This window comes from Pseudacidovorax intermedius, from assembly GCF_001476815.1.
In the GTDB taxonomy this organism is placed as follows: domain Bacteria; phylum Pseudomonadota; class Gammaproteobacteria; order Burkholderiales; family Burkholderiaceae_C; genus Xenophilus; species Xenophilus intermedius_A.
In genome coordinates, this window is the sequence record NZ_LDSL01000047.1 from 18,875 (window position 1) to 33,143 (window position 14,269).

Below are 14,269 nucleotides of genomic sequence, written 5' to 3' on the forward strand. Positions count from 1 at the left end.
TGGCATCCCCCGGTGGGCCAGGAGACACGCACCATGCATTCCCCTTTCGAACCCCGGGCCTGGCTGGCCCAGGACGTGGCCCAGGACCACAGCTGGATCCTGCGGATGAGCCCCGCCGAGGTGGCCGGCTTCGACGCGGCACTCGCCCATGCGCGGCGGCTGGACAAGCCGTTGCTGGCCATGACGCAGGCCGACTTCCCGCTGCCCACCGAGTCGCAGGACGTGCTGCGGCGGGCCATCGATGCCACCCAGGGCCGCTGGGGCATGTGCCTGCTCAAGGGCTTTCCCGTCGAGCGCTGGACCGAGGCCGACACGCGGCTGGCCTACTGGGGCATGAGCCTGTACATGGGCGTGGGCCGCACGCAGAACCGCGCCAGCGAGATCATCAACGACGTGCGCGACGTCGGCGCCAGCTACAAGGTCAAGGGCGGACGCGGCTACAACACCAACGCCGGCCTGGACTTCCACCAGGACTCCTGCGACGTGGTCGCCCTGCTGTGCCGGCGCACGGCGCGCAGCGGCGGCACCAGCAAGGTGATCAGTTCCATCGCACTGCGCGACGAGGTGCAACGGCTGCGGCCCGACCTGATCCCGGTGCTGCAGCAGCGCTGGTTCCACAGCTACCAGGGCACGCAGGACCCGGTGCAGCCGCCCTACTACGGCTGCCCGATCTTCGGTGACGACCCGGTGCATTTCTGCGCCCGCACCAACCGCAAGAACACCGACGCCGCCCAGCGCGACTTCGACGACGTGCCCCGGCTGACGCCCGCGCAGGTCGAGGCGCTGGACCTGCTCGATGCGCTGATGCCCAGCGACAAGCTCTGCTATTCGATGGAACTGGAGCGCGGCGACATGCAGCTGCTCAACAACTACGTGACGCTGCATTCGCGCACGAACTTCGAGGACTTCGACGAGCCCGACCAGAAGCGCCACCTGCTGCGCCTGTGGCTGGCCGTGCCCACCTCTCAGCCGCTGCCGCCGCAGTGGGAGGAATACTACGGCGACGTGCGTGCCGGCGCAGTGCGCGGCGGCGTGCGCGGCAGCGCCATCACCCGCGAGTTCCTCGACTACGAGGAACGGCAGGCCCGCACCCTGGGCATGGCCTGGCGGCCCTGGCGGCCGCTGGTCACCCGCGAGCCGGCTGCGGCCTGAGTCCCGGAAAGCCGACAGAGCCCACGAGGAGACAAACACCATGCAACGACGCCACCTGATCCGCGCCCTGGGCGCCGCTCCGCTGGGACTGGCCTTCGGGCCGCTGCGTGCCCAGACCGTCAGCCGGCTGCTGGTCGGCGCCACGCCCGGCGGCGGCACCGACATCGTGGCCCGCTCGCTGGGCCACGAGATGGGCCCGCGCATGAACCGGCAGTTCGTGATCGACAACCGGCCCGGTGCCGCCGGCAACATCGCTGCGGCGGCCGTGGCCAAGGCCGCGCCGGACGGCAGCACGCTGCTGCTGAGCTACACCAGCCATGCCATCAATCCGACGCTCTACGACAAGCTGCCCTTCGATCCCGTCGCCGACTTCACGCCGTTGGCGGGCATCGCCTCGCTGCCCGGCATCCTGGTGGCCCATCCTTCGGTGCCGGCCAACAACATCCGCGAACTGATCGCCCTCGCCAAGGCCCGGCCCGGCAAGCTCAACATCGCCATCGCCGGCCTGGGCAGCGCCAACCATCTGGCCGGCGAGGTGCTCAAGCTCGATGCCGGCCTGAAGATCACGAGCGTGCCGTACAAGGGCACCGGCCCGGCGCTGCAGGACGTGATTGCCGGCCAGATCGAGCTGGCCATCGCCGGCGTGGCCAGCGTGCAGCCGCAGATCCGCGCGGGCAAGGTGAAGGCCCTGGGCGTCACCAGCGCGCAGCGGCTGCCAGAGTTTCCGGACGTTCCCGCCATCGCCGAGGCCATCCCGGGATTCGACTTCAGCGCCTGGTACGGCCTCTTCGGGCCGGCCGGCATGAACCCGGAGCTGGCCGAGCAGTTCTCGCGTGCCGCACGCGAATCGCTCAACACGCCCGCCATGAAGGAGCGCTTCAAGACCGAGGGACTGATCGCCATGGGCACGGGCCGCGAGGAATTCGGCCGCTTCGTGAAGAGCGAGATCCAGCGCTGGGGCCGGATCGTCACGGCCACCGGAGCGCGGCCGGAATGAGCGGGCAGACCATGTCCCCCGGCGCCCGGCTGCGTCGACGCCTGGCGGAAGCACGCCCGCTGCTGGTGCCCGGCGTATACGACGCCCTCACCGCCCTGCTCGCGCAGCAGGCGGGCTTCGAGGCGCTGTACCTGTCGGGCGGCGCGGTGGCGTATACCCAGCTCGGCCGCTCCGACGTGGGGCTGACCACCGCGACCGAGACGGCGGAGGTGCTCGCCCGCATCACCGACCGGGTGGACCTGCCTGTGATCGTCGATGCCGACACGGGCTACGGCAACGCGCTGAACGTGCAGCGCACGGTGCGCGACCTGGAGCGCGCCGGCGCCGCCATGATCCAGCTGGAGGACCAGGACTTTCCCAAGCGCTGCGGCCACCTGGCCGGCAAGGCCCTGGTGTCGCAGGCCGAGATGTGCGGCAAGCTCAAGGCCGCCCTGGATGCGCGGCGCGATGCGGACACGCTCATCCTGGCCCGCACCGATGCGGTGGCGGTCGAGGGGCTGGAGGCCGCCTTCGCGCGCGCCGAGGCCTACGCCGCCTGTGGCGTGGACGGGCTGTTCATCGAGGCGCTGCGCACGCGCGAGGACATGGTGGCCGCCTGCCGGCGCTTCGCGCCGCGCCTGCCGCTGCTGGCCAACATGATCGAGGGTGGGTTGACGCCCGTGAGCCGAGCGTCCGACCTCGGCGAACTGGGCTTTCGCATCGTCATCTTTCCCGGCGGCACCGCCCGCTGGGTGGCGGCCGGATTGCAGCGCTACTTCCAGTCCTTGGCCCTGGAGGGCAGCACGGCGTCGATGCGTCCGCTGATGCTCGACTTCGACCAGCTCAACGCGGTCATCGGCACGCCGGAGCTGCTGGCGCACGGCCGGCGCTACGCCGATCCGGCGACCGTGCCGCGCTGAGACGGGCGCGGCGCGGTCCGCGCAACCCGTCAGAGTCCGTCGGGCCGCATGGGAATGTCGCCCATGGCTTCGTCGTTGCGCAGGTCGCCGGCGACCTTGAGCGTGTTGATCGACAGCCCGTCGCCCCGGCCGGCGAGGCCCTGGGCGATGCCCTCGAGCGCCGAGGCCAAGGGCTGGTTGCCGTCCTCGCGGGCGTTCATGCTGATGTTGAGCACGCGCGCCGCCATCTGGCGGTAGCTGACCACGCCGTTGCGCTCCAGCAGCGCGACCAGGTCCAGGTACAGCGCCAGCGTCATGTCGAAGGCCAGCTTGCCCGAGGGCTCGAAGGCGGCGCCCTGGCCCGGAAGTGCGTTGTCGTCGTTGTTGTCGTTCATGGCTTCTCGTCTTGCTCTTGGATGATCAGGAGGCGGCAGGCGCCTGGCGCTGGCGCATGGCCTCGTACAGGCACACGCCGCTGGCGACCGACACGTTCAGGCTCTCGACGGCGCCGGCCATGGGAATGCTCACCAGCTCGTCGCAGGTCTTGCGGGTGAGCTGGCGCATGCCGGCGCCCTCGGCGCCGAGCACCAGGGCCGTGGGCCGGCGCATGTCGCACTGGTAGAGGGTGCCGGGTGCGTCGTCGCTGGTGCCGACGACCCAGATGTCGCGCTCCTTGAGCTCGTTGAGCGTGCGCGCCAGGTTGGTCACCATGAAGTACGGCACCGTCTCGGCGGCGCCGCTGGCCACCTTGGCCACGGTGGCGTTGATGCCGGCGGCATGGTCCTTGGGCGCGATCACGGCCTGGGCGCCGGCGCCGTCGGCCACGCGCAGGCAGGCGCCGAGGTTGTGCGGATCGGTCACGCCGTCGAGCACCAGCAGCAGCGGCACGGTGCCGGCGGCGTCGAGCTGGTCGAGCAGCTCGTCGAGGGAATGGGTCTGGGCGACAGGCTCCACGCGCGCGGCGACGCCCTGGTGGCCATGGCCGCCGGTCAGGCGCGCCAGGCGCACGCCGTCGGCTTCGATGAGGCGCACGCCGCTTTCCTGGGCGCGGGCGATGAACTGCTTCATGCGGGCATCGCGCCGCGTGGGATCGAACAGCACCTCGAGGACGGAACCCGGCGAGGTCTTCAGCCGAACGCCCACGGCGTGGAAGCCGAAGATCACTTTGGGAGAGGAAGACATAACGCGGGCGATTATCCGCGCCCCTCATCGCACATCCGGCGGCGACCCATGCCCAACGTGTCGGCGGGCGCCGCATGGGCGTGCAGGTTGCAGGCGCGGGCCGTGCCGCGCCGACGGGCCCGGTTCAGACAGGTCGCGGCGTCGCCGCCGCGGCCGTCGCCAACGTGTGTTCTAGGCGGCGACCAGCGCCTCGGCGCCCTGCACCGTGGCGACCAGTTGCCGCGCCTGGTCGGCACCCACCAAGCCGTCGCCGGCCCAGGCGACGAACTGGTCCGGCCGCACCAGCACCAGGGCGGCGCCGTAGCGCTGGCGTTCGCCCTCGGCGCTGTCGCGCAGCACGGTCAGCGGCAGCCCGGCGGCCTTGGCCGCATCGGCCAGCGCATCGACGTCCTCGTCCCGCGCGCCGAACGCCAGCAGCGTGAAGCCGGTGCCCAGCGCCTCGAACACGTTGCGACCGTCCGTCAGCGCCGCCGGCGCCAGATGGTGGCCGGCCCGCGCCTGGAAGCTGTGGCTGCCCACGGCGCTGCACGCGCCGGCCTTCGCATCGGGCGCGGGCTGCACCACCGGCGAGCCTTCGTAGTGCGGCTCGAAGGACTGCACCTCGCCCACGGCGCCACTGCTGCGTGCATTCCAGGCCTGCTCGAAGGCCGGGCGGTCGCGGTCCGGATCGTGGGCGCGCAGAAAGTCGCGGTCGATGTCGATGGCGCGGGCGATGAAGTCCCGCGCCGTGGAGGCGAACACCGGCCGGCGCTCCGCGTCGTAGGAATCGAGCAGTGCCTCGCCGCCCCAGCCCTGCAGCGTGGCGGCGAGCTTCCAGCCCAGGTTGCGGGCATCCTCGAAGCCGGTGTTGACGCCGTAGCCGCCATAGGGCGGATGGCTGTGGGCCGCGTCGCCGGCGATGAACACCGGGCCGGCGCGGTAGGTGTCGGCGATGGCGAAGCGCAGGTCCCAGAAGCCGATGTGCTGGAAGTCCACGTCGAACTCGGCGCCGACGGCCTCCTGCAGGTAGCGCGTGAAGTCGAAGTTGTCGCGCGTGGTGCCCGGCGGCACCGGCGCATGAAAGAACCAGGTGCTGCCCAGGTCCACCCGGCCGAAGAACTTCCAGTAGCCGTCCAGCTCGGGCTGCAGCACGTTGTAGTAGGACTTGCCGGGGTAGCGCGACAGCAGCTGGTGCAGGCCCTCGGAGCGGAACACCAGCAGCACCATCATGCGGTCGTGGTCCGACAGCGTCTGCGTGATGCCGGCCTGGGCGCGCACCCTGGAGCGGCTGCCGTCGCAGCCGACCAGGTAGCGGCCTTCGATGACGCGGCGGCCCTCGCCGCCCGTCTCGGCCACCTCGGCGAAGACGGTGTCGCCGTCCACCCGGACGTCCTCGGCCGTCCAGCCGTAGAGCACGCGCACCGTGGGCAGCTGCGCCGCCCGGGCGCGCAGCACGGCCTCGGTGGCGTACTGCGGCAGGCGCTCGTTGGCGGTGAAGTAGTAGGGCCGCACCAGCTCGCGCTGCAGCCAGTCGTAGTGGTAGGGGCCGAGCAGGGTGCCATGCGCCGTCAGGCCGCCGATGCCGTATTCGGGCGGAATGGTGCGGGCCGCGCGCAGGGCCGCCTCGGCACCCCAGAAATGGAAATGCTCCATCGTGCGCTGCGTCAGGTTCTGGCCCTTGGGAATGGGCTGCGGCTCGCGGTGGCGCTCCACCAGCGTGCAATGGATGCCCCGCTGGCCCAGCTCGATGGCCAGGCCGATGCCCACCGGCCCGCCGCCGACGATGACGACCTGCGTCTTGTCGTGGGGAAGGCCGGCGCTTGCGTTGTCTGCGGTCATGGTGTGCGGTCTCGATGTCGTGGAAGCGATGGCCGTATTGGGCCGCAGCCCCAGGCATCAGACAAGTTTAGGTATGACATGCACTCATAAAATCAGCATATGAACCTGACCATGCGGCAGATCCGCGCCTTCCTGAGCGTCGCCCAGGCCGGCAGCTTCACCCGCGCCGCCGAGCGGGTGCACATGACCCAGGCCGGCCTCAGCATCCTGGTGCGCGAGGTCGAGAAGCAGCTGGGTGCGCGCCTGTTCGACCGCACGACGCGCGCCGTGCAGCTGACCGAGGCGGGCCGGCGCTTCGCTGCGGTGGCCGAGAACGTGCTGCAGCAGCTGGACGACGCCGGCACCGAGGTCGGCGCGCTGGGCCAGCGCACCCGGCAGCAACTGCGCATCGCGGCGACGCCGCTGGTGTCCTCGCACCTGCTGCCGCAGATGCTGGCGCGCTTCAGCCAGGCGCAGCCCGAGGTGCGCATCCAGCTCATGGACAGCGACCTGCAGGGCGTGCAGGCGCTGGTGGAATCGGGCGCGGCCGACATCGGGCTGGGCTTCTTCTTCAAGGTGAGCGCGGGCCTGGTGCGGCGGCAGATCGCCGAGTTCGCGCTGATGAAGGTCTCGCCCGCGAGCGCGTCACCCGCCGCGCTGGGCCGCGGCACCTGGACCTCGCTGCGCGGCACGCGGCTGATCACCCTGCCGGCCGAAAACCCGATCCAGCGCAGCATCGACACCCACCTGCACCGCCTGGGCGTGGCCCCCGGCGACACGCAGCCGGTGAGCTTCATCGCCACCATGATCTCGATGGTGGAAGCCGGCTTCGGCCATGCCGTCATTCCCACCTTCGCCGTGGCCGCCTGCCGGCACCACCGCGTGGCCATGGAGGTGCTGGGCAGCCCGCAGCTCAAGCTGGGCTTCTACCGCGTGTCCCGCCGCGGCGCAGCGCAGACGGCGGCGATGCAGGCCTTCGACGAGGTGCTGGTCGAGCTGCTGCCCACGATGTCGCGCTGAAGGCGCCCGCGCGTGCCGCCGCATTCATTGCGGCGGCTAATCAATGCATGTGATTCCTGAATTTCACTTCATGGCCGGCGGCTGGCCCAATAGCACGCATACCGATGCGTCGCCTTGCGCCGGCGCAGATTTGCGATCGAACGCCGCCCACGCGGCAGGAGTGGAGACAGACATGATGAAGAAATGGATGCGCTGGCTGCCCGTGGTGGCCGCCGCGATGACGGCCGCCGCCCCCGCCTGGGCCTGGCCCGACCGGCCCATCACGCTGGTGGTGCCCTACACGCCCGGCACGGGCATCGACATCGTGGCGCGCCAGCTCTCGGCCCGCCTGCCCAAGACCCTGGGCCAACCGGTGGTGGTGGACAACGTGGCCGGCGCCAGCGGCAACATCGGCAGCGAGCGCGTGGCCCGCGCCGCGCCCGACGGCTACACGCTGCTGGTGCAGGTCAACACGCTGGTGATGAACAAGAGCCTCTACAAGTCGCTGCCCTACGACCCGGTCAACGACTTCGCGCCGGTGGCGCTGACCTCCTGGGGCACGCTGCTGCTGGTGACCAATCCGCAGGTGCAGAAGGCGCACACCGTCGCCGAGTTCGTGGCGCAGGCCAAGGCGCGGCCCGGCCAGCTCACCTACGGCACGCCCGGCGTCGGCACGCCGCACCACCTGTCGATGGCGCTGCTCACGCAGACTTCGGGCATCGATCTGCTGCACGTGCCCTACAAGGGCACGGCCGGTGCCGTGACCGACCTGCTCGGCGGCCGGCTCGACGCCATGTTCCTGCCGGTGCACGTCGCCCTGCCGCACATCAAGGCCGGCAAGCTGCAGGCCCTGGCCGCGGGCAGCGACAAGCGCATGCCGCAACTGCCGCAGACGCCCACGCTGGCCGAGGCCGGCATCAGGATGGGCAACGTGGACATGTGGTACGGCGTGCTGGCGCCCAAGGGCACGCCGCAGCCGGTCATCGAGCGCCTCAACCGCGAGATCGCCGACGTGCTCCGGCAGCCCGAGGTGGCGACCATCTTCGAGGCGCAGGGCATGGTGCCCGCGCAGGCCACGCCGGCAGAGTTCGGCAAGCTGATCGCCAAGGACGCCGCGCGCTGGGCGGACGTGGTGCGCACCGGCAACATCACGGCCGAATGAGCGGCGCGAGCGCATTGCGCGCCTGAACGCACGGCCCGCCTCGATCAGCTTCGGCCAGGCGCCGGCGGATGGCAGGCGCCATCTGCCGGCGGGTACGCGGATCAGGCCCCTTTGAGCGCCGCGGCGTGGTGCGCCACGTGGTCGCCGATGAAGCTGGCGACGAAGTAGTAGCTGTGGTCGTAGCCCGGCTGCATGCGCAGCGTGAGCGGATGGCCTGCAGCCTGGCAGGCCTTCTGCAGCAGCTGCGGCTTGAGCTGTCCGGCCAGGAATTCATCGCCCTCGCCCTGGTCCACCAGCAGCGGCAGGCGCTCGGTGGCGGTGCCGATCAGTTCGACCGCGTCATGGGCCGCCCATTCGCCACGGTCCTCGCCCAGGTAGGCCGCGAAAGCCTTCTGGCCCCACGGCACCTGGGTCGGCGCCACGATGGGCGAGAACGCCGACACGCTCGCGTAGCGGCCCGGATGACGCAGCGCCAGCGTCAGCGCGCCATGCCCGCCCATCGAATGGCCGGAGATGCCGCGCCGCGCGGTGGTGGCGAAATGCTGCTCCACCAGCGCCGGCAGTTCCTGCACCACATAGTCCTCCATGCGGAAGTGCGGCGCCCAGGGCGCCTGCGTGGCATTGAGGTAAAAGCCGGCGCCCTGCCCCAGGTCGTAGGCCGGGTCGTTGGCGATGGCATCGCCGCGCGGGCTGGTGTCGGGCGCCACCAGGATCAGCCCGTGCTGCGCCGCATGCTGCTGCGCGCCGGCCTTGGTGATGAAGTTCTGTTCACTGCAGGTCAGGCCCGACAGCCAGTACAGCACCGGGCAGGCCTCACCCGCCAGCGCGGCCGGCGGCAGGTAGACGCCCAGCTTCATCTCGCAGCCCAGCACCGCGGAGGCGTGCTTCCACACCTCCTGGCGGCCGCCGAAGCTGGCATGTTGTTCGACGCGTTCCATCGTGGTCGCGCGCTCAGGCGTAGTGCACGACGGAGCGGATCGACTTGCCCTCGTGCATCAGGTCGAAGGCCTCGTTGATGCCGGTGAGCGGCATGGTGTGGGTGACGAAGGGCTCCAGCTGGATGCGGCCGGCCATCGCGTCCTCCACCATGCCGGGCAGCTGCGAGCGGCCCTTGACGCCGCCGAAGGCCGTGCCCAGCCAGCGGCGGCCGGTGACCAGCTGGAAGGGCCGCGTCGAGATCTCCTGGCCCGCGCCCGCCACGCCGATGATCACGGACTGGCCCCAGCCGCGGTGCGCGCATTCCAGGGCGGCGCGCATGACGTTGACGTTGCCGATGCATTCGAAGCTGTGATCCACGCCCCAGGTCGTCATCTCGACGATCACCTGCTGGATCGGCTTGTCGAAGTCCTTGGGGTTGACGCAGTCGGTGGCGCCGAAGGTGCGCGCCAGGTCGAACTTGGACGGGTTGGTGTCGATGGCGATGATGCGGCCGGCCTTGGCCAGCTTGGCGCCCTGGATCACCGCCAGGCCGATGCCGCCCAGGCCGAAGACGGCGACCGAATCACCTTCCTGCACCTTGGCCGTGTTCTTGACGGCGCCCAGGCCCGTGGTCACGCCGCAGCCCAGCAGGCAGACCTGCTCGGGGTTGGCGTCGGGGCTGATCTTGGCCAGCGACACCTCGGCCACCACGGTGTACTCGCTGAAGGTCGAGCAGCCCATGTAGTGGTAGACCGGCTGGCCGTTGTAGCTGAAGCGGGTGGTGCCGTCGGGCATCACGCCCTTGCCCTGCGTGGCGCGCACGGCCACGCAAAGGTTGGTCTTGCCGCTCTTGCAGAACAGGCATTCGCCGCATTCGGCGGTGTAGAGGGGAATGACGTGGTCGCCCGGCTTGACGCTGGTGACGCCCTCGCCCACCTCCACCACGATGCCGGCGCCCTCATGGCCCAGCACGGCGGGGAACAGCCCTTCCGGGTCGTCGCCGCTCAGCGTGAAGGCGTCGGTGTGGCACACGCCGGTGTGGGTGATCTTGACCAGCACTTCGCCCTTCTTCGGCGGCGCCACGTCGAGTTCGACGATCTGCAGGGGTTCTCCGGCCTTGAAGGCAACGGCAGCGCGGGATTTCATGGTCGGTTCTCCGGATGAGATGGGGATGGATCGGTGCGCGGGATGACGGCCGTCTCAGCGCAGGTAGCTGCGCACGATGCGCATCACCTGCTCGATCTCGGCCTGGGCGTCGGCCGGCCGTTCGCCGGCCGTGCCGAAGGTTTCGCGAAGGTGGCTGTCGAGCACCTCGGCCATCAGGCCGGTGGCAGCGCCACGCAGCGCCGACAGCTGCTGCAGCAATGCGCCGCAATCGGTGCCGGCCTCCACCGCGCGCTCCAGCGCCTCGGTCTGGCCGCGAATGCGGCGCAGCCGGGTGATGACGCGCTTTTTCTCTTCGGCGGAATGCGGCAAGGTCGCTCCTTCGATACTCCGGGGGAGTATAGGGTCGAGGGGCCCGAGCGTCGAGCGCGATCTCGCCCGGCCCCTTGTGCAGGGCCTGTTCAGGCGGCCAGTGGCGCGGCCGTCGCTTCGTCCTGCGCCACCCGGCCCGCGGCGATGGTGATGCGCCGCTCGCAGCGCTGCGCGATGCCCCGGTCGTGCGTCACCAGCAGCAGCGTGGTGCCCAGCTCGCGGTTGAGGTCGAACATGAGCTGCATCACCTGCTCGCCGGTGGCGAAGTCCAGGCTGCCCGTGGGCTCGTCCGCCAGCAGCAGGCGCGGCTGCACGACGAAGGCGCGCGCCAGGGCCACGCGCTGCTGCTCGCCGCCGGACAGCAGCTTGGGATAGTGGCCCAGGCGCTGCGCGAGGCCGACGCGCTCCAGCATCTCGGCCGCGTCACGGCGGGCATCGCGGCGGCCGGCCAGCTCCAGCGGCAGCATCACGTTCTCCAGCGCCGTCAGGTTGCCCAGCAGCTGGAAGCTCTGGAACACGAAGCCCACCTGCCGCGCGCGCAGTGCGGCGCGGTCGTCCTCCTCCACCGCGAACAGGTCCTCGCCGGCGAGGCGGACGGTGCCTTTGGTCGGCACGTCCAGACCCGCGATGATCGACAGCAGCGTGCTCTTGCCCGAGCCCGACGCACCGACGATCGCGGCGGTCTCCCGCGCGCCCAGGGTGAAATGGATGTCTTGCAGAATGTCCAGCGTGCCGGTGGAATCGGCGACGGACTTGTAGACGTGTTCGACGGCGACGATGGCTTCCGCGGTGTTGGACATGGATTGGATGGAAAGGACTCGCGTGCTGATTCGACGTCACTTTATCTTGCGCGGTGCGCTGGCCCTGTCGGCGGCGGGCCCGTGGGGTCTTTGGGCCCATGCCCAGCCGGCGGGCGCCCGCAGCCCGGTCATCCTGGTGGTGGGCGATTCGCTCTCGGCCGAGTACGGCCTCAAGCGCGGCGAGGGCTGGGTTGCGCTGATGGAGAAGCGCCTGGCCGAACAGAAGATCCCCGCTCGCGTGGTCAATGCCAGCATCAGCGGCGACACCACCTCGGGCGGCCGGGCGCGGCTGCCGGCGCTGCTGGCGCAGCACAGGCCCACGCACGTCATCCTGGAACTGGGCGCCAACGATGCCCTCCGCGGCCTGCCGCTGGCATCGACCGAGGACAACCTGAACCAGATGGTCAAGGCCAGCCAGGCGGCCGGCGCGAAGGTGCTGGTGGTGGGGATCCAGGTGCCGCCGAACTACGGCACCGACTACACGCGCCGCTTCGGCGAGATCTTCGAGCGCGTCGCCCGCGCCAACAAGGCGGACGTGGTGCCCTTCCTGCTCAGGAACGTGGCGGACGGGCCGGATGCCGCGTCGATGTTCCAGGCGGACCGCATCCATCCGCTGGCCATCGCGCATCCGCGCATTCTCGAAAACGTCTGGCCCGCCGTGCGCAAGATGCTGCGTTGAGCGGCGCCAGAAACGAAAGCCAGGTCGGGCATGGCCGGACCTGGCGGAGGGCTCACCCGTTCTTGGTGGGCAGTTCCGGCACGGTGGGCGGATCGCGCTCGAGCGAGGCGACGTCGGTTTCCGGATCGCCGGGCATCAGGCCCGGGCTCTCGGGCTCCAGCTTGCGGTCGGCCTTGGCACGCAGCTTCTCCTCTTTCTTCTTCTTCTTGGCCAGCTCCCGCTGTCGCTTCTCGTAACCGTAATTGGGTGTGGCCACGCGCACGCCTCCTTTTCAATGCCGCCGCCCCAGGATCGGGGCAACCTCCGTACCAATGTAAGCGATATCGCCGGACGTGCCTACGGCGCGCCGGGCGAGACCACGGCGGCTGCCGAGGCCGGCTTTCACAGCTTCGCCAGCGCCTGCGCCAGGTCGGCCTGCAAGTCCTCGACACACTCCAGCCCCACGGAGAAGCGCACCAGGGTGCCCTTATGCGGCCACCGGGTGATGCCGGGGTCGCGCATCAGGCCGATGTCGTAGGGCACGACCAGGCTCACCGGCCCGCCCCAGGAGTAGCCCAGCTTGAACAGCCGCAGGCTGTCGCAGAAGCGGTCTACGGCCTCGACCGTGTAGCGGCCGTCGAACACCACCGAGAACAGGCCCGCGGCCAGGTCGCTGGCACCGCACAGCGTCTGCCAGTGCGCATGGCCGGGCGAGCCGGGCAGCGCCGGATGCAGCACCTGCGCGATCTCCTCGCGCTCGCCCAGCCAGGTGGCGAGCGTGCGCGCCGCGCGGTCGTGCGCCGCGTAGCGCAGATGCACGCTGGGCAGGGAGCGCAGCAGCGCCTCGGCGTCGTTGGCCCCCACGCCCAGACCCAGCCGCATGTGCGTCAGCTTGAGCTTGAGGTGCAGCGCCTCGTCGCGTGTGACCACGCTGCCCATCAGCACGTCGCCGCCGCCGCTGGGGTACTTGGTCAGGGCATGCACCGAGATGTCCACGCCCTGCCCGTCGCCGACGAGGTCGAACGGGTTGAAAGCCAGGCCAGCGCCCCAGGTGTTGTCCAGGGCGCAGGCTACGCCGCGTGCGCGGCAGGCGGCGACCAGGGCTGGCAGATCGGGGAATTCCATCGTGACCGAGCCGGGTGCCTCGATCCACACCAGCCGCGTGCGTTCGGAAATGCGCGCGGCCAGGTCGGCCGGGTCCATCGCGTCGTAGAACCGGTGGGTGATGCCGTAGTTGGCCAGTTCGCCCGCGGCCAGGGCCTTGTTGGGGCCGTAGGCGTTGTCGGGAATCAGCACCTCGTCGCCGCGGCTGAGCAGCGACAGCGCCACCACCGCGATGGCGGCCAGGCCGCTGGGCGCCAGCAGGCACTGGCGCCCACCCTCCAGCGCGGCGAGCCGCTCCTCGAGCAGGAAGGTGGTGGGCGTGCCGTGCAGGCCGTAGGTGTAGCCGCCCTTGCCCTTCCAGTCGCGCGCGCGCATGGCGGCGACATTGGGGAAGAACACGGTCGAGGCCTTGAAGACGCCCGGCTGCGGGGCCTCGAAGCTCGACGGCGGGACGTAAGAGTGATGAATGAGATCGGTGGCGGATGCGCTCATGCCGCCGATGCTAGCCCGTCGTGGCAGGCGCCTCGCGTCCGACGATGCCGCAGGCGCCGGAAAGGGCCGGCCACAACGACGAACCGGCCCACGAGGGGCCGGCCGATGCACTCAGTGTGAGAGGTCCGTCAGACCGACCACTTCTTCAGCAGCTTCTCGGGCCGCATCGTGTCGTAGCCCTCGAAGGGCTGGTGGATCCACGGATTGGTTTCCAGATACTCCACCGAATAGTCGGGCGTGAACACCGACAGCTGCTTGGTCCAGAGCACGGCGCTGCGCAGCTCGGTGATGGGCGAGTACTTGGTGCGCAGCAGTTCCACCACGGCCTGCAGGGTGTGGCCGGAGTCGGCCAGGTCGTCGACCAGCAGCACGCGGCCGGCGATCTCGCCCTTGGGCGTGGTGATGTAGTGGGCGATGTCCAGGTGGCCCTGGACGGTGCCGCCGTCAGCCCGGTACGAGCTGGTGGACATGATGGCCAGCGGCTTGTCGAAGATGCGCGACAGCACATCGCCGGGCCGCATGCCGCCACGGGCCAGGCACAGGATGTTGTCGAACTCCCAGCCGGACTGGTGGATCTTGAGCGCGAGCTTCTCGATGAGGTTGTGGTACTCGTCGTAGCTGACGTACAGGTGCTTGCCGTCTTCGGTCAACATG

16 protein-coding genes are annotated in these 14,269 nt (G+C 70.3%); 6 read left to right on the top strand and 10 right to left on the bottom strand.

What is annotated here, in order from left to right; all coding sequences use genetic code 11:
* The first annotated feature begins 33 nt into the window (after nucleotides 1-33).
* Genes NS331_RS06860 through NS331_RS06870 form a run of 3 tightly spaced genes read left to right on the top strand, consistent with a single transcriptional unit; the run spans nucleotide 34 to nucleotide 3,048 of the window.
* The gene (locus tag NS331_RS06860) at nucleotides 34-1,152 is read left to right on the top strand and encodes a TauD/TfdA family dioxygenase (protein ID WP_058641260.1); all 1,119 of its coding nucleotides are present in this window, start codon (nucleotides 34-36) and stop codon (nucleotides 1,150-1,152) included.
* 40 nt (nucleotides 1,153-1,192) lie between these two features.
* On the top strand, nucleotides 1,193-2,149 hold the full coding sequence (locus tag NS331_RS06865; RefSeq protein ID WP_058641261.1) for a Bug family tripartite tricarboxylate transporter substrate binding protein: 957 nt from the start codon (nucleotides 1,193-1,195) through the stop codon (nucleotides 2,147-2,149).
* A gap of 11 nt (nucleotides 2,150-2,160) precedes the next feature.
* Nucleotides 2,161-3,048, top strand: coding sequence for an isocitrate lyase/PEP mutase family protein (locus NS331_RS06870; RefSeq protein ID WP_058641307.1), 888 nt, complete (start codon nucleotides 2,161-2,163; stop codon nucleotides 3,046-3,048).
* A 29-nt stretch (nucleotides 3,049-3,077) separates the two neighbouring features.
* Here NS331_RS06870 and NS331_RS06875 read toward each other — a convergent pair whose 3' ends face one another.
* The 3 genes from NS331_RS06875 to NS331_RS06885 all read right to left on the bottom strand — a co-directional run bounded on the left by NS331_RS06875 (nucleotide 3,078) and on the right by NS331_RS06885 (nucleotide 6,027).
* Nucleotides 3,078-3,422 (bottom strand): hypothetical protein, encoded by a 345-nt coding sequence (locus tag NS331_RS06875; RefSeq protein WP_058641262.1) that lies wholly within the window; start codon nucleotides 3,420-3,422, stop codon nucleotides 3,078-3,080.
* 25 nt (nucleotides 3,423-3,447) lie between these two features.
* Complete coding sequence (gene rlmB / locus NS331_RS06880) at nucleotides 3,448-4,209, bottom strand: 23S rRNA (guanosine(2251)-2'-O)-methyltransferase RlmB (protein ID WP_058641263.1); 762 nt, start codon at nucleotides 4,207-4,209, stop codon at nucleotides 3,448-3,450.
* Nucleotides 4,210-4,380: 171 nt separating this feature from the next.
* Complete coding sequence (locus NS331_RS06885) at nucleotides 4,381-6,027, bottom strand: FAD-dependent monooxygenase (protein WP_058641264.1); 1,647 nt, start codon at nucleotides 6,025-6,027, stop codon at nucleotides 4,381-4,383.
* Nucleotides 6,028-6,126: 99 nt separating this feature from the next.
* Here NS331_RS06885 and NS331_RS06890 point away from each other — a divergent pair, with 99 nt between their 5' ends.
* Together NS331_RS06890 and NS331_RS06895 are read left to right on the top strand one after the other, a co-directional pair.
* Nucleotides 6,127-7,026, top strand: coding sequence for a LysR family transcriptional regulator (locus NS331_RS06890; protein WP_058641265.1), 900 nt, complete (start codon nucleotides 6,127-6,129; stop codon nucleotides 7,024-7,026).
* A 175-nt stretch (nucleotides 7,027-7,201) separates the two neighbouring features.
* Nucleotides 7,202-8,167 carry a tripartite tricarboxylate transporter substrate binding protein gene (locus NS331_RS06895; RefSeq protein WP_440589369.1) on the top strand — a complete coding sequence of 322 codons (966 nt, stop codon included), beginning with the start codon at nucleotides 7,202-7,204 and terminating at the stop codon, nucleotides 8,165-8,167.
* 101 nt (nucleotides 8,168-8,268) lie between these two features.
* On the opposite strand, the gene fghA is transcribed toward NS331_RS06895, so the two are convergent.
* The 4 genes from fghA to NS331_RS06915 form a co-directional block, all read right to left on the bottom strand.
* Complete coding sequence (gene fghA, locus NS331_RS06900) at nucleotides 8,269-9,105, bottom strand: S-formylglutathione hydrolase (protein WP_058641267.1); 837 nt, start codon at nucleotides 9,103-9,105, stop codon at nucleotides 8,269-8,271.
* 13 nt (nucleotides 9,106-9,118) lie between these two features.
* On the bottom strand, nucleotides 9,119-10,231 hold the full coding sequence (locus NS331_RS06905; RefSeq protein WP_058641268.1) for an S-(hydroxymethyl)glutathione dehydrogenase/class III alcohol dehydrogenase: 1,113 nt from the start codon (nucleotides 10,229-10,231) through the stop codon (nucleotides 9,119-9,121).
* Nucleotides 10,232-10,285: 54 nt separating this feature from the next.
* Nucleotides 10,286-10,561, bottom strand: a complete 276-nt coding sequence (locus NS331_RS06910) for a metal/formaldehyde-sensitive transcriptional repressor (RefSeq protein ID WP_058641269.1) — start codon at nucleotides 10,559-10,561, stop codon at nucleotides 10,286-10,288.
* An 89-nt stretch (nucleotides 10,562-10,650) separates the two neighbouring features.
* Entirely contained in the window at nucleotides 10,651-11,361 is a 711-nt protein-coding gene (locus tag NS331_RS06915; RefSeq protein WP_058641270.1) for an ABC transporter ATP-binding protein, read from the bottom strand.
* 7 nt (nucleotides 11,362-11,368) lie between these two features.
* Between NS331_RS06915 and NS331_RS06920 the strand changes: the two genes are divergently transcribed.
* A complete protein-coding gene (locus NS331_RS06920) occupies nucleotides 11,369-12,040 on the top strand; it encodes an arylesterase (protein WP_082702312.1) in 672 nt (223 codons plus the stop codon).
* Between the two features lie 52 nt (nucleotides 12,041-12,092).
* Here NS331_RS06920 and NS331_RS06925 read toward each other — a convergent pair whose 3' ends face one another.
* The 3 genes from NS331_RS06925 to NS331_RS06935 all read right to left on the bottom strand — a co-directional run bounded on the left by NS331_RS06925 (nucleotide 12,093) and on the right by NS331_RS06935 (nucleotide 14,268).
* Complete coding sequence (locus NS331_RS06925; RefSeq protein ID WP_058641309.1) at nucleotides 12,093-12,296, bottom strand: hypothetical protein; 204 nt, start codon at nucleotides 12,294-12,296, stop codon at nucleotides 12,093-12,095.
* A 125-nt stretch (nucleotides 12,297-12,421) separates the two neighbouring features.
* Nucleotides 12,422-13,615, bottom strand: a complete 1,194-nt coding sequence (locus NS331_RS06930; RefSeq protein ID WP_058641271.1) for a PLP-dependent transferase — start codon at nucleotides 13,613-13,615, stop codon at nucleotides 12,422-12,424.
* Nucleotides 13,616-13,743: 128 nt separating this feature from the next.
* On the bottom strand, nucleotides 13,744-14,268 hold the full coding sequence (locus tag NS331_RS06935) for a phosphoribosyltransferase (protein WP_058641272.1): 525 nt from the start codon (nucleotides 14,266-14,268) through the stop codon (nucleotides 13,744-13,746).
* Nucleotide 14,269: the final 1 nt, after the last annotated feature.

Coding starts and splice junctions, on each gene's coding strand:
- NS331_RS06860 (WP_058641260.1), top strand. CDS start 34: ATGCATTCCCCTTTCGAACCCCGGGCCTGGCTGGCCCAGGACGTGGCC.
- NS331_RS06865 (WP_058641261.1), top strand. CDS start 1,193: ATGCAACGACGCCACCTGATCCGCGCCCTGGGCGCCGCTCCGCTGGGA.
- NS331_RS06870 (WP_058641307.1), top strand. CDS start 2,161: ATGTCCCCCGGCGCCCGGCTGCGTCGACGCCTGGCGGAAGCACGCCCG.
- NS331_RS06875 (WP_058641262.1), bottom strand. CDS start 3,422: ATGAACGACAACAACGACGACAACGCACTTCCGGGCCAGGGCGCCGCC.
- rlmB (WP_058641263.1), bottom strand. CDS start 4,209: ATGTCTTCCTCTCCCAAAGTGATCTTCGGCTTCCACGCCGTGGGCGTT.
- NS331_RS06885 (WP_058641264.1), bottom strand. CDS start 6,027: ATGACCGCAGACAACGCAAGCGCCGGCCTTCCCCACGACAAGACGCAG.
- NS331_RS06890 (WP_058641265.1), top strand. CDS start 6,127: ATGAACCTGACCATGCGGCAGATCCGCGCCTTCCTGAGCGTCGCCCAG.
- NS331_RS06895 (WP_440589369.1), top strand. CDS start 7,202: ATGAAGAAATGGATGCGCTGGCTGCCCGTGGTGGCCGCCGCGATGACG.
- fghA (WP_058641267.1), bottom strand. CDS start 9,105: ATGGAACGCGTCGAACAACATGCCAGCTTCGGCGGCCGCCAGGAGGTG.
- NS331_RS06905 (WP_058641268.1), bottom strand. CDS start 10,231: ATGAAATCCCGCGCTGCCGTTGCCTTCAAGGCCGGAGAACCCCTGCAG.
- NS331_RS06915 (WP_058641270.1), bottom strand. CDS start 11,361: ATGTCCAACACCGCGGAAGCCATCGTCGCCGTCGAACACGTCTACAAG.
- NS331_RS06920 (WP_082702312.1), top strand. CDS start 11,369: ATGGAAAGGACTCGCGTGCTGATTCGACGTCACTTTATCTTGCGCGGT.
- NS331_RS06930 (WP_058641271.1), bottom strand. CDS start 13,615: ATGAGCGCATCCGCCACCGATCTCATTCATCACTCTTACGTCCCGCCG.
- NS331_RS06935 (WP_058641272.1), bottom strand. CDS start 14,268: ATGTTGACCGAAGACGGCAAGCACCTGTACGTCAGCTACGACGAGTAC.